This window comes from Priestia sp. P5_B4, assembly GCF_056400385.1.
The window spans coordinates 1-841 of sequence record NZ_JBFULJ010001248.1 but is presented as its reverse complement, the minus strand read 5'-3'; the positions used below and the strand labels follow the sequence as shown (position 1 = coordinate 841).

1 protein-coding gene is annotated in these 841 nt (G+C 39.6%); it reads right to left on the bottom strand.

Annotated features, from left to right (window positions below):
- Window positions 1-27 precede the first annotated feature (27 nt).
- On the bottom strand, window positions 28-672 hold the full coding sequence (locus AC1DRF_RS30265; RefSeq protein WP_477742605.1) for a YitT family protein: 645 nt from the start codon (window positions 670-672) through the stop codon (window positions 28-30).
- Between the last annotated feature and the right edge of the window lie 169 nt (window positions 673-841).

Below are 841 nucleotides of genomic sequence, written 5' to 3'. Positions count from 1 at the left end.
GTGCGGGATCATTCCCGCACGGTTTTTTTACATAGTTGAAGYCGTTTGTTGTTTCGCTTCTTCTTCCATATGTTCACCAGTTCGTTCGATTGGCGAGCGTTTGTGATAGCGTCCAAGCAGTCCTGTCATGATGAAGATACCGATTAACGAATAAAGAACTTGAACTACGCCGAATACCACTGTTGCAGAGCCTACAATCAACACATCTGTCAAAAGCATTGTTTTACCTGGATTAATGCCAAAACGTTTATCAAGAAACACACATAGCATGTTGATTCCGCCAAGAGAAGAGCCGTGGCGAAACAAAAAGATCAGTCCAATGCCGACAATAATGCCGCCCACAATCGCAGCTACAAGCGGATGCGGAAGCGGATGCGGAAGCGCAAACGAAAAGTTGGCAGCTAATAAATCAGACATCACTGACATCAGGCTAACGCTGATGAAGCTTTTTATCGTAAATTGCAGCCCAATTTGCGTAAGAGCCATAAAATAAAATGGTAAATTGATGATAAAGAACAATACCCCAAATGAAATACCGGTTAAATGCTGCAGGACGATTCCAAGTCCTGCTGTTCCGCCAATAACGAGGTTAGAAGCGGTTAAAAATTGAATTCCGATGGCAACGCACAAACAGCCAAAGGTAATCCATCCCCATTGTTTTACGTGATTCATATCTCCATCCCCTTTTGTATATTTATACAATACTTTCGATAGAAAACACCGTCTTTTAATTCACAAAATCTATTTTACTATATATCTTTTCAAAAAAAAGCACTTTTGTGAGAGAATCTAACACAAGATTAAAAGYTAGATAATTCAGATTTATTAAGTTTTTTTGAAG